Source organism: Brachybacterium sp., assembly GCF_052095815.1.
Lineage (GTDB): Bacteria > Actinomycetota > Actinomycetes > Actinomycetales > Dermabacteraceae > Brachybacterium.
Window position 1 is genome coordinate 1 of sequence record NZ_JBQDLF010000036.1, and the last position, 12,058, is coordinate 12,058.

Below are 12,058 nucleotides of genomic sequence, written 5' to 3' on the forward strand. Positions count from 1 at the left end.
CTCCTCCCCGGGCGGATGCTCGATCACCGCGTTCGGACGCTTGGTGACGTGGGCGCAGGCCTGGCAGGCCGGCCGCAACGACCGGTCACGGATCTGACGGGTCAGGGACTGGTAAGAGCCCTCGAACCCCAGCGGCCGCAGCTCGTCCAGCAGCGTCACGGCCCAGAGGTGGGGGTCCTCGATCAGTCTGGCGGTGACGTAGTCGGTGAAGGGCCCGAATGCGTCCGGGACGGCGGGTTTACGGACTCCGGGCTCGCGGTCGCCGCGGAGGTAGGAACGGATGGTCTTGCGGTCATGGCCGGTGCGTCGGGCGATCTCGCTGATCGTGATTCCCTGCCGGTGCAGAGCGTGGATGTCCACGCTGCTCCTCTCTGAGAGCATGAGCGTTGGGCCTCCCTGGAAGGCTGGTGAGTGGTCAGAGACCACCAGCATCCAGGGAGACCCGCCTCATGCGACGGAGCGACCCAGACTGGGGAATTTCGGTGAGCACAACTGGGGAAGTTCAGCGAGCGTCATCAACAGCCCCGCGAACCGGCCGTGTAGCGTGTGAGCCCACCGGAGTCTTCCGGTGTCGGGCTGCCTGGAGTGCAGGCACCGGGGATGAACCAGGGGAGTGAACATGATCGGCGGGGTGGCAGATCCGGCGGGCCGGGCACAGGAGGAGCTGCACCGCCTCTTCCCAGGAGAGAACGGTCTCGAGGAGGCAGTCGCGTGGGCGCGGGACGTGCTTGCCGAGGCAGGACTGGATCCGGCTGTCGCCCCATTGCGCTCCGTGCGCCTGTTGCGTCGCGCGAACCGCAGCCTCGGTCTGTTGACCGCGCGCTATCTCACCGACGCGGCCGCGGGGCGGAGGCAGAAGCGAGCCGCCCGCCCCGTGAATCCACATCTGGAGTGAGTGCCGCAGGATCGCGGGGGGTGTCCGGCCTCACCGCGCTCGCCCAACTCGTGCCTTCCGGGAAGCTGTGGTCCACGCCAGGAGATGGGGGAGTGCTGGGAGAGCCGGGATGGACGATGGGTCCGCCCGGTCGCCTGATCCGGCAGGCCCATCCATAACGAAGGGCCCCGAGGAGAAGATCCTCGGGGCCCTTCGTCATGGAGCTCAGTGATGCCGGAAGCGGCTCAGTGCTGTGTCTTCTCGGCCGGGGTGCGGTAGTCCCCGGCGGTGACCTCGTCGATGACGTGCTTCTCATGGCCCGCGTGCTCGAGCGCCGCGCGGAGCTCCGTGGGCGTGACCGGTGAGATCCGGTCCTTGAAGAAGAAGCTGGTGGCCTTCGCGCGGAGCGAGGAGACACCCTTGCCAGCCGTGAGCGGGCGGTAGTCGTCGTGCTGGACCAGCACCCAGCGATCGAACTCGTTGAGCGGCGTATGAATTTCGATCATGTCGCCGGTCTCGGTGCGTACGATCCGCGAGGACTCCTCGCCATGCAGCGCCTGCTCCCGCTTCTGACGCTGGATCGACAGGCACAGTCTCTTCGTGATGTAGAAGGACAGCACCGGCACCACGAAGAACGAGATGCGCAGAGCCCAGGTCAGGTCGTTGATCGACAGCTGGAGCGCGATCGCGATGAGGTCGTTGGTCGCGGCCAGGGCGAGGATCAGGTAGGTCATAATCCAGGCGACACCGATTCCGGTGCGGACCGGGGTGTTGTACGGCAGATCGTTGAGGTGGTGTTCGCGATCGTCGCCGGTCACCCACGCTTCGATGAACGGGTACAGGGCAAGCACGCCCAGCAGGGCCCCGTAGATGACCATCGGGATCAGGATGTTCCAGGAGAGCACGTAGCCGAAGATCGTCGACTCCCAGCCCGGAATGAGGCGCAATCCGCCGTCGGTCCAGAGCATGTACCAGTCAGGCTGCGAACCTGCCGAGACCGGCGAGGGATCGTACGGCCCGTAGTTCCACACACCGTTGATGGAGGTGGTCGCCGAGATGAACGTGATGACGCCGAAGACCAGGAAGAAGAATCCGCCTGCCTTCGCCGCGTAGACCGGGAACACGGGGAAGCCGACGACATTGCGCTCGGTGCGACCAGGCCCGGGGTACTGGGTGTGCTTGTGCAGCACCAGCAGCACCAGGTGGATCGCGATCAATCCAAGAATCATCGCGGGCACCAGCAGGATATGAATGGTGAACAGCCGCGGGATGACGGAAGTGCCCGGGAATTCGCCACCGAAGAGCAGCATCGACAGATACGTACCCACGACCGGGATGGCCTTCATCAGGCCGTCGATCACTCGCAGGCCGTTGCCGGAGAGCACGTCGTCGGGGAGGGAGTAGCCGGAGAAGCCCGCGACCATCCCGAGCACCATCAGCGAGAAGCCGACGAGCCAGTTCAGCTCACGCGGCTTGCGGAATGCGCCGGTGAAGAACACCCGGAACATGTGCACGAAGATCGCGACCATGAACACGAGCGCGGACCAGTGGTGCATCTGCCGGAACAGCAGACCGCCGGTGACCTCGAAGGAGATCTCGAGGGTGGATTCGAAGGCCCGGGACATCATGGCGCCCTGCAGCGCCTCGTACGGTCCGTTGTAGATGACCTCCTCCATGGAGGGGTCGAAGAACATCGTCAGGAACGTTCCCGAGATCAGCAGGATGACGAAGCTGTAGAGCGCCACCTCGCCGAACATGAACGACCAGTGGTCGGGGAAGATCTTGCGGGCCATGAACTTGACGAGGCCACCGCCGGCGACGCGCTGGTCGAGCCAGTCGCCGCCTACCGCGCCGAGCTTGTACACGCGCGAGGAGTTCTCTGCGTCGGAAGTCTGCTTCCGGGTACTGGGAGTCGTGGTCGTCACTAGATCACTTTTCCTTGTGGATGTTCCAGAAGCTGGGCCCGATCGGTTCGGTGAAGTCACCGGGGGCCACCAGGTAGCCCTCGTCGTCCACCTCGATCGGCAGCTGGGGAAGCGGACGGTGTGCCGGGCCGAAGATCACCTTTGCGCCGTCGGTGACGTCGAAGGTGGACTGGTGGCAGGGGCACAGCATGTGGTGGGTCTGCTGCTCGTAGAGAGCGACGGGGCAGCCCACATGGGTGCAGATCTTCGAGAACGCAAGGATGCCCTCGACGCCCATCGCCATGCTCTCCGGGTTCTTGCTGAGCGCTGGGTCGATGCGGACGAGCACAGCAGCAGCCTTCGCGCGCTCCTCCAGGAAGTGATCGGTCTCGTGGGTCAGGCCCTCGGGCATGACGTGGAAGATCGAGTTCATCGCGACGTCCGAGAGCTTGATCGGCGTGCCGTCGTGGTCTCGGGCCAGACGCTGTCCGCTGTTCTGACCCCAGAAGGTGTGGTGGAGCCTGCCGCCCGGCAGGGGGCCCAGGGTGGACAGCGGTGCGAGCACGGCGATCGGCAGCGCGGCCAGTGCGGCCACCATGGCGGTGACGATCACCGGGCGGCGTGCGACGCCGGACTCGGCGAGGCCGTCGGTGATGATGCCGGCGGCGATCTCGCGAGTCTCGTCGGAGCTGCGGATGTCGTGCCGCTCCTCGACCATCTCCTCGTCGGGCATGAGGGTCTTGGCCCAGTGCACGGCGGCTGCACCGATGAAGAACACCGCGATCGCGAAGCCCAGGCCGGTGGTGAGGTTCGACCACCAGAGTGCCTTCGGGGTGCCGTCCTCAGCGAAGAGGTTGATCCCCGTCGGGGTCACCAGGAAGTACGCCGCGATGAAGAGGACGGTGCCCACGACGCTGAGCACGAACATGCCAGCAACGAGTCGCTCGGCGCGCTTCTCCGCAGCTTTCGAGAGATCCGCCTGGCGGTGGACGTGAGGGGGCAGGCCCGGGTTCGGGAAGCCGCCACCCTCCTTGGGTGCGATGGCGCTGACGCCACGGGCAGGGGAGCTGCCGTCGAGATTGTTGTTCATGCTCGCATTCACTTGGCCTTCGCCCCCAGCCACACAGCGCAGCCCAGGAGCAGGGACAGGACAATGGTCCACACGTACAGACCCTCGGTCACCGGACCGAGCGAGCCCAGGGAGATACCGCCGGGGGAGCCGTTCTCTTCGAGGGTCTCGAGGTACGTGATGACGTCACGCTTGTCCGAGGGGGAGAGGTTGTTGTCGTTGAAGACCGGCATGTTCTGCGGGCCGGTCTCCATGGCTCCGTAGATGTGCCTGGGCTCCACGCCGGTCACCGGCGGGGCGTACTTGCCGCGGGTCAACGCACCACCGGCACCGGCGGCGTTGTGGCACATGGCGCAGTTGATGCGGAAGATCTCGCCACCCTTGGTGGCGTCGCCCTTGCTGGTGTCGAGCCATTCGTCGGCCGGGATCGCAGGACCGGGGCCCAGCGAAGCGACGTAGGCGGCCAGCTGGCTGGTCTGCTCGTCGTTCATCTGCGGGGGCTTGCGGGCGGCCTGCGCACCCGAGTGCTGCATCGGCATACGGCCGGTGCCCACCTGGAAGTCGACCGCGGCGGCGCCCACACCGATCAGCGACGGGCCGAGGGCGCTGCCCTCGGAGTCGATGAGGCCCTCTGCGTTGCGGCCGTGGCAGGTGGCGCAGTTGGCGAGGAAGAGCGCCTCGCCGGCGTCGATGTCGTCCTGCGTGTAGGCCTCGGCCTGGGCCGTCTGCGGCTGCAGGGCCGCGTACAGCCCGCCGGTCGCGACGAGCGCGAGCAGCAGGATCACGAGTAGCGCCATCGGGTGATGACGACGTGCGGCGAGAGCCTTCACGGTTCGGACCTCGATTCGTGGAGGGGACGGACTGAGCGGGGAGTACCAGGCGAGGAGGACGCCACGAGCGAAGGAGCTCGGGCGTCGCCGGGGATCAGAAGACCCTCCAGTTGAAGTCGACCGGGATGACGTGACCGGAGTTCCCGAGCGAGAGGATCGGATCGAGCATGTAGACGATGAAGAACAGCACGATCCACACCACGTCGACGAAGTGCCAGTAGTACGAGATGCAGATGGCCGAGACCTGCTCGTGCGCGGTGAAGTTCTCCGAGGCGTAGGCCCGCATGAGAACCATCAGGAAGGCGATGAGCCCGCCGATCACGTGGATGCCGTGGAATCCGGTGGAGAGGTAGAACACGGAGCTGAACGGCGAGGACGACATCGTCACGCCGTGGTGGACGAGCTCGGTGTACTCGTAGGCCTGGCCGGAGACGAAGATCGCACCGAGGATGAAGGTGAGCGTGTACCACTCGATCATTCCCCAGCCGGCGATGTTGAAGAGTGAGCCCTCACGGCGCTTGCGCGGGGTGAAGGTGGTTCCGTTCGGCCACCGGCCCTCAGCGATGTAGACACCGATCTGGCATGTCACCGAGCTGAAGACCAGGATCGAGGTGTTCAGCAGCGCGAAGCCGTGCGTGAAGTTCGACTGGCCGTCGGTGAAGGTATCCGGCGCCATGGATCGCAGCGTGAAGAACATGGCGAACAGGCCGCCGAAGAACATCAGCTCGCTGGCGAGCCAGACGAGGGTGCCGATCTGCGTCGGGTTCGGGCGGCCGACCGCTGGGGCGGCAGCGGGGGCGGAGCGCACAGGCAGGGTCGCAGTAGTCACGTCACCATTATGTCGTGTGGTCAGAATCGGTGTGCCAGTACACGACGAGCGGGCACAACGCGGGGCCTGCGCCCCGGGCGGACCGTGCCAGCATATCCCTCCTGACGCCGTGTCACGAACCGGGACACGCGACCGATCCGCGCAGGTGGACCGGCATGTGCGGGGACGTGACCGTTCTGTGATCCGCACCGTGATCAGGTCGACGATCAGGCTCGTGATGATGACATCATCAGCACATGAGCGAGAACACCCCCACCTGGTCCCAGATCACCGCACATCTGGTGCGTGGCGAGGAGCTCGACCGTGCCGCGGCGGTCTGGGCGATGGACGAGGTGATGTCGGGCAACTCGAGTCCCGTGCAGCTGGCCGGTTTCCTGGTCGCGCTGCAATCCAAGGGTGTCACCAGCGCAGAGCTCGAGGCGCTGGCCGATTCGATGATCGCGCATGCCCGCCCGGTCGATGCTCCGGCGCGGTCGATCGACATCGTCGGCACCGGTGGGGATCTGGCCCAGACCGTGAACATCTCGACCATGGCGTCGGTGGTGATCGCTGCGACAGGCCGCACCGTCGTCAAACATGGGAACCGGGCCTCCACCTCGAAGTCGGGTTCCGCGGATGTGCTCGAAGCGCTGGGCGTGCGCCTGGAACTGCCCGTGTCGATGGTTGAGGAGTTGGTGGGGCGGATCGGTATGACCTTCCTGTTCGCCCAGGTCTTCCACCCCTCGATGAAGTACGCGGCAGAGGCGCGCCGGGGACTCGGCATCCCCACCGTGATGAACATCCTGGGTCCGATCACGAACCCTGCGCGCCCGCGGGCGAGTGCAGTGGGAGTAGCGGACGCTCGGATCGCCCCCACCGTCGCCGGGGTCTTCGCCGCTCGGAATACGAGTGCGCTGGTCTTCCGCGGGCAAGACGGGCTGGACGAGCTGTCGGTCACAGCACCGTCGGATGTCTGGGAGGTGCGCGGCGGCGAGGTGCGCGAGCATGTGCTGGACCCCGCGGAGCTGCTGTCGGTCCCTCGCAGCGGCCACGACGCCCTGCGGGGAGGGACGGCCGAGGAGAACGCTCAGGTGGCACGGGACCTCTACGCCGGCGAGCGCAGTGGGCGGATGGGCCCCATCCGCGACGCCGTCCTGCTGAACGCCGCAGCCGGCGTGCTCGCCTTCGACGGCATCGATCAGCCGGCATCGGAAGGATTCGAAGCGCGCTTCACCGCCGCCTTCGACGAGGTCGGGCGCACCCTCGACTCGGGTCGTCCGGCAGAGCTCATCCTCCGCTGGGCGGCAGCCTCCCAGGAAGCGGCCGAGGGCCAGAGCTGAGCTCCGGCATCGCAGCCACGTGTGGATGCCGGGCGTGGGTGCCGGGCCCGCTCGGCCCGAGCCGGAGCGATCAGCCGCTGATGCCCAGGTCGAAGGCGGCGTCCAGATCGCGCTTCGAGTAGGTCTTGAATGCGATGTTGGTGGTGGTGTCGAGCACGCCGTCCACCTTGCTCAGGGAATCGGCGATCACGGTCGCGAGCTCCTCGTGCGCACGGACCCTCGCCACGGCGATCAGATCCACGTCACCGGTGACCGAATAGACCTGCTCGATCCCCGGGATGTCGACGACCGCCTCGGCGACCTCGGGGATCCGGCTGGGCTCGACGACGATCGAGACGATGGCTGTGATCATTGCTACTCCTTCGATGGGGCGCCGAGTGCGCCAGGGTGCTTTCCCCCGAGCCTATGCCGCTGGACCCTCGCCGGTCCGCGAGAAGCGCCGGGCGAGATGCTCCTGGTCGAAACGCGCACGAGCAGGGACCTGCCATGCCCCGTCGGTCAGCACCGTGCGCACCCCTTCCCCCTCCAGCCAGCCCAGCATGATCTCGGCCTCCTGGTGGTAGCCCTGGCACAGCGGTGCGGCCAGCTCCGCCTCACCGATCCCGGTGAGTGCGAGTGACCGCGCGAAGGGCAGGGGATCCTTGTGCGCCGGTACGAGAGTGGTCCCCGAGAAGCGTCCGTGCCGCACGGCGAGCAGCTCCCAGCCTCGCCCGCCGATCACAGCTTCTGCACTCGGCCGTGCGCAGATCAGCAGCGGAACGGTTGCGAGGGCGCGCAGGCGGGAGGCGCGGTGAGCTGCTGCGAGATAGGTGAGAGCAAGCCTGCGCAGCTTCTCCGCGTCCTCGTACCGTGAGGATTCGACGTGAGCACGCAGCCGCGCCGCGACGTGATCGAGCACCTCTCGGGGATCATCCAGCATGGCGCGCCGGAGCCGCTCATGGTGGCCAGGGTCTGGGGCGGGAACGCCCCGTGCACCTGTTTCGAGGGCGGCGCCGCGCCCTTGAATCGCGTCGGTGAGCAGCCCACGCAGCGGCTCGATGTCATGCCGAGAGGTCAGCGGTCCGATCTGGGCAGAGCCGTCCTCCTCGGTCCTGGCCAGTCGCGCCCCGCGCAGACCTTCCGTATCAGCTCCGAGACGCAGCCAGTGCGCCTTCTCCGGGGTGAGGCCGTGGCGATTGGACGGCGGCTTCTCCTGCGCGATGATCCGCAGCTCGCGCACTCTTGCCTCGGTGGGCGTGGCGCACTCGATCACTCCGATCGATTCTGCGCGAGGGAGCATGTCGAGCACCTTGCGACGGGTTTCCGCGGCGGTGAAGTAGGTGCGCACCCGCGATCGCAGGTTCCGCGAGGTCCCGACGTAGAGCACTGCCCCCTGGGCGTCGAGGAAGCGGTAGACCCCGGGGACTCTGGGGATCGCCGAGGCGAGGTGCTTCTTGCGCAGCTGGGCCGGGCTCACCCGGCGGTGGGCGGAGCTGAGGTCCTCGAGAGTGGTCGCGGCTGGGCCGAGCCGTTCGATGATCGCGTGGAGGACGTCGACGGTGGCGCGGGCATCGGACAGTGCTCGATGGTCCGGGGTGATGCTCGCCCCGACGTGGGCGGCGAGCGTCGAGAGCTTGTGGTTGCGCACCTCGTCCCGTCGGAACACGGTGCGGGCGAGGGTGAGGGTGTCGAGGACCTGCGGCCGCGGCCAGCTGATCTCGCAGGCCGCTGCTTGAGCGCTGAGGAATCCGATGTCGAAGCGGGCGTTGTGCGCCACCAGCGCGGCACCGCCGACGAAGTCCAGGAACATCGGCAGAGCGATGCGGATCGACGGCGCGCCCGAGACGGAGGCATCTGTGATCCCGGTGAGGGAGGCGATGAAGGCAGGGATCGGCCGTTCGGGATCCACGAAGGTGCGGAATTCTCCGAGCACCTCCCCGCCTCGGACCTTCACGGCTCCGATCTCTGTGATCGCGTCGCTCGTGGCATCGGTGCCCGTGGTCTCGAGGTCGACGACCACGAGGGTGGCCTCTGCCAGTGGGGTACCGAGATCATCGAAGCTCAACTGGCCGCGTGAAGACATGGTCGAAGGGTATGACGCGGCCCCGACAGCCGGGCAGCTGCTGCAGATGCGCAGCGTCACCCGCCCATCGGGGCCGTGAGAGATTCGGAAGCGCTCGCGCCCCCTCGAGGATCAGCCCGTCGGCTTCGATCCCGAGTAGATCCTGTCGATGATCTCCTCGAGATCCTTGACGACGACGTTGCGCTTGAGCTTCAGCGACGGGGTGAGGTAGCCGTTCTCCTCGGTGAAGTCCGAATCGATCACCTCGAAGGCGCGGATCGACTCAGCTCGTGAGACGGAGCTGTTCGCACGGTCCACGACGGTCTGGAGCTCGGCCCGGACGCGCTCGTCCTGTGCGGCCTGAGCAACGCTCATGTCGGGGAGTCCGTTGTTCTTCAGCCAGGTGCTGAGCATCTCGGCGTCCAGCGTGAGGATCGCGGCGACGAACGGCTTCTGATCGCCGATCACCACGCACTGGCTGACGAGGGGATGGGAGCGCAGCTGGTCCTCGAGCTGGGCAGGGGAGATGTTCTTCCCACCTGCCGTGACGATGACCTCCTTGGAGCGACCCGTGATGGTGAGGTTGCCGTGCTCGTCGAGCGTGCCGAGGTCCCCGGTATGGAACCAGCCATCCTGCAGCGACTCGGCGGTGGCCTCGGGGTTGTTGTGGTACCCCTTGAAGATCATCACGCCCTTGACCAGGATCTCGCCGCTCTCATCGATCGCGACGGTCGCGCCGGGCAGCGGCGGGCCGACGGTGCCGGGGCGTACATCCCAGGGCAGGTTCACGCTGATCGGCGCAGTGGACTCGGTGAGACCGTAGCCCTCGAGGATCGTCACGCCGATGCCGCGGAAGAAGTGGGACAGCCGCGCTCCCAGCGGAGCGCCGCCCGAGACGGCCCACGAGACATGACCGCCCATCGCCAGGCGCAGCTTGCCGTACACCAGCTTGTCGAACAGGGCGTGCTTGGCCTTCAGGGTGAAGGGCACCTTGCCCGCCGAGAGCGCCTTGGAATAGGCGATGGCGGTTTCTGAGGCGGCGGTGAAGATCTTGCCCTTGCCACCGGTGATCGCCTTCGCCTCCGCGCCATTGTAGACCTTCTCGAACACGCGCGGCACGGCCAGCAGGAACGTCGGCTTGAAGGCGGCCAGATCCGGCAGCAGGTTCTTCGTGTCCGCGGTGAAGGCGGTGGTGACCGGCTGGGCGACCGCGAGCACCGAGATCAGGCGCGCGAAGACGTGCGCCATCGGCAGGAACATCAGCAGCTTGGATCCGGGAGGCAGCACCTCTTTGCCGAGCAGGTTTATGGCGCTGCGCGTGGTGTCCACGAAGTTCGCGTGGGTGAGCTCCGCACCCTTGGGGCGACCAGTGGTCCCCGAGGTGTAGATGATGGTCGCGATGTCGTCCATCCTGCGCGACGTGCGACGGGCTTCGAGGTCCTCGTCGCTCACGTTGGTGCCTCGGGCCTTCAGCTCCTCCAGGATGCCGTCATCGAGCACCCCGATGTTCGCGAGCTGGGGGAGATCTCCCCGCACTGACTCCACGTCCTCCTTGTGGCGGGTGGATTCGACGACGACGAAAGTTGCCGCGGAGTCCGAGGCGATCCACTGGATCTGGCTGGGGGAGGAGGTCTCGTAGATCGGGATGCTGACGCCGCCGGTCCACCAGATCGCCCAGTCCAGGAGTGCCCATTCGTACCGGGTGCGGGAGAGGATCGCGACGGCGTCGCCCGTGGCGATGCCGGAGGCGATCAGCCCCTTGGCGATGAGCTTCACCTCGGCGATGAAATCTGCGGTGCTCACCGGAGAGTAGGTGCCGTCGTCCTGGACGAGTTCGTAGATCGGCACAGAAGGGTTCGAGCGGAACCTGCCGAGCAGCAGATCCGTCGAGTTCTCTTCGGGGCGGCTCTCATGCTGCGGTGGGGAGGTGAACTGCTTCATCGAATCTCCTTTGATCCGGCCAGTGGCGTGCAGCCGGCGTACCGGACGCTTGTACGGAAGCGCTGGTGGGGTCGATACGATTCTACGGCAGGAGACGCTTACGATGGGCCACGACAGGCAGGTGGGACATGGACACGGGTGGTCCCGTGACGGCCACCGCCAACGGCACAGCGCAAGCGGACAGGAGCGGCATGCTCTCCATCGGAGTGGATATCGGCGGGACCAAGATCGCGGCGGGGGTGGTCGACGAGGACGGCGAGATCATCGCCGCCACCACACGCAGCACTCCGGCCACAGACGCTGCGCTGATCGAGGCGGCAGTGGCGGACGCGGTGGCCGAGCTGCGCGCCCAGCACGACGTCGTCGGGGTGGGCGTCGGCGCCGCCGGATTCGTGGGGGCGGACCGACGCACCGTGAACTTCGCCGCGAATCTTGCCTGGCGTCAGCATCCGCTGGCGGACGAGCTCGAGCGGCTCACCGGACTGCCGGTGGTCATCGAGAACGACGCGAACGCCGCGGGCTGGGCCGAGTATCGCTTCGGGGCCGCGACCGAGGCGAAGCACATGCTGATGGTCACCGTGGGCACCGGACTGGGCGGCGCGCTCGTGATGGATGGCCATCTCGTGCGCGGGACCGCAGGGTTCGCGGGGGAGGTCGCTCACATGACCGCCGTGCCCGACGGCCAGTGGTGCGGGTGCGGCCGGCGCGGATGCCTGGAGCAGTACACCGCGGGCACCGCCATGGTGCGCACCGCGAAGCGTCGCGCCTCCGCCGGGGACCCGCTGCTGGGACCCCTGGTACAGGCCGCCGGCGGGGTGCGGAAGGACATCGACGGACCCATGATCACTCGGCTCGCCCAGCAGGGTGATCCCGGCGCTCAGGAGCTGATCGCCGAGATCGGGACCTGGCTCGGGACCGGGGTGGCCTCGATCGCGGCCCTGCTCGATCCTGAGATCGTGGTCGTCGGCGGCGGCGTCGCGGCCGCCGGGGATCTGCTCCTCGACCCCGCACGCGGGGCCTATTCCAAGAACCTCACCGCACGGGCGCATCGGCCGCTGGCCCCGTTCGTGGTCGCGAGCATGGGCAACCGGGCCGGGATCGTGGGCGCCGCGGATCTCGCTCGCGCCTGAGGCGTCGGTCGCTCACAGCACGTCGATCAGGCTCTATGGGTCTGTCTGGTCTCCTGCCGTTCGCGAGCTCACAGCACGTCGATCAGGCTCTATGGGTCTGTCTGGTCTCCTGCCGTTCGCG

11 protein-coding genes are annotated in these 12,058 nt (G+C 67.1%); 3 read left to right on the forward strand and 8 right to left on the reverse strand.

Going from position 1 to position 12,058, the window contains the following annotated elements; genetic code table 11:
• Positions 1-360 (reverse strand): helix-turn-helix domain-containing protein (locus tag ACTH43_RS13435; RefSeq protein WP_441445409.1); only part of this gene is annotated, 360 nt, incomplete at its 3' end.
• A gap of 271 nt (positions 361-631) precedes the next feature.
• Between ACTH43_RS13435 and ACTH43_RS13440 the strand changes: the two genes are divergently transcribed.
• Complete coding sequence (locus ACTH43_RS13440) at positions 632-895, forward strand: hypothetical protein (protein ID WP_441445410.1); 264 nt, start codon at positions 632-634, stop codon at positions 893-895.
• Between the two features lie 224 nt (positions 896-1,119).
• Here ACTH43_RS13440 and qcrB read toward each other — a convergent pair whose 3' ends face one another.
• The 4 genes from qcrB to ctaE form a co-directional block, all read right to left on the reverse strand.
• Complete coding sequence (gene qcrB / locus ACTH43_RS13445) at positions 1,120-2,799, reverse strand: cytochrome bc1 complex cytochrome b subunit (protein WP_441445411.1); 1,680 nt, start codon at positions 2,797-2,799, stop codon at positions 1,120-1,122.
• Between the two features lie 4 nt (positions 2,800-2,803).
• Positions 2,804-3,868: a cytochrome bc1 complex Rieske iron-sulfur subunit gene (gene qcrA / locus ACTH43_RS13450; RefSeq protein ID WP_441445412.1), complete on the reverse strand. Its 1,065-nt coding sequence runs from the start codon at positions 3,866-3,868 to the stop codon at positions 2,804-2,806.
• 8 nt (positions 3,869-3,876) lie between these two features.
• Positions 3,877-4,677 (reverse strand): cytochrome bc1 complex diheme cytochrome c subunit, encoded by an 801-nt coding sequence (gene qcrC / locus ACTH43_RS13455; protein WP_441445413.1) that lies wholly within the window; start codon positions 4,675-4,677, stop codon positions 3,877-3,879.
• Positions 4,678-4,771: 94 nt separating this feature from the next.
• Positions 4,772-5,506, reverse strand: coding sequence for an aa3-type cytochrome oxidase subunit III (gene ctaE / locus ACTH43_RS13460; RefSeq protein ID WP_441445414.1), 735 nt, complete (start codon positions 5,504-5,506; stop codon positions 4,772-4,774).
• A gap of 236 nt (positions 5,507-5,742) precedes the next feature.
• Here ctaE and trpD point away from each other — a divergent pair, with 236 nt between their 5' ends.
• Entirely contained in the window at positions 5,743-6,825 is a 1,083-nt protein-coding gene (gene trpD / locus ACTH43_RS13465; protein ID WP_441445415.1) for an anthranilate phosphoribosyltransferase, read from the forward strand.
• 70 nt (positions 6,826-6,895) lie between these two features.
• Here the strand turns inward: trpD and ACTH43_RS13470 are convergent, their stop codons facing one another.
• The 3 genes from ACTH43_RS13470 to ACTH43_RS13480 form a co-directional block, all read right to left on the reverse strand.
• On the reverse strand, positions 6,896-7,177 hold the full coding sequence (locus ACTH43_RS13470) for an Lrp/AsnC family transcriptional regulator (protein WP_441445416.1): 282 nt from the start codon (positions 7,175-7,177) through the stop codon (positions 6,896-6,898).
• 51 nt (positions 7,178-7,228) lie between these two features.
• Positions 7,229-8,887 (reverse strand): DEDD exonuclease domain-containing protein, encoded by a 1,659-nt coding sequence (locus ACTH43_RS13475; RefSeq protein WP_441445417.1) that lies wholly within the window; start codon positions 8,885-8,887, stop codon positions 7,229-7,231.
• Positions 8,888-8,998: 111 nt separating this feature from the next.
• Complete coding sequence (locus ACTH43_RS13480; RefSeq protein ID WP_441445418.1) at positions 8,999-10,807, reverse strand: AMP-dependent synthetase/ligase; 1,809 nt, start codon at positions 10,805-10,807, stop codon at positions 8,999-9,001.
• 191 nt (positions 10,808-10,998) lie between these two features.
• On the opposite strand from ACTH43_RS13480, the gene ACTH43_RS13485 reads away from it, so the two are divergent.
• A complete protein-coding gene (locus ACTH43_RS13485) occupies positions 10,999-11,937 on the forward strand; it encodes an ROK family glucokinase (RefSeq protein WP_441445419.1) in 939 nt (312 codons plus the stop codon).
• Positions 11,938-12,058: the final 121 nt, after the last annotated feature.

Bases quoted from the DNA above. Each gene is read 5' to 3' on its own strand.
- ACTH43_RS13480 (WP_441445418.1), bottom strand. From the start codon at position 10,807: ATGAAGCAGTTCACCTCCCCACCGCAGCATGAGAGCCGCCCCGAAGAG.
- trpD (WP_441445415.1), top strand. From the start codon at position 5,743: ATGAGCGAGAACACCCCCACCTGGTCCCAGATCACCGCACATCTGGTG.
- ACTH43_RS13470 (WP_441445416.1), bottom strand. From the start codon at position 7,177: ATGATCACAGCCATCGTCTCGATCGTCGTCGAGCCCAGCCGGATCCCC.
- qcrA (WP_441445412.1), bottom strand. From the start codon at position 3,868: ATGAACAACAATCTCGACGGCAGCTCCCCTGCCCGTGGCGTCAGCGCC.
- ACTH43_RS13485 (WP_441445419.1), top strand. From the start codon at position 10,999: ATGCTCTCCATCGGAGTGGATATCGGCGGGACCAAGATCGCGGCGGGG.
- ACTH43_RS13475 (WP_441445417.1), bottom strand. From the start codon at position 8,887: ATGTCTTCACGCGGCCAGTTGAGCTTCGATGATCTCGGTACCCCACTG.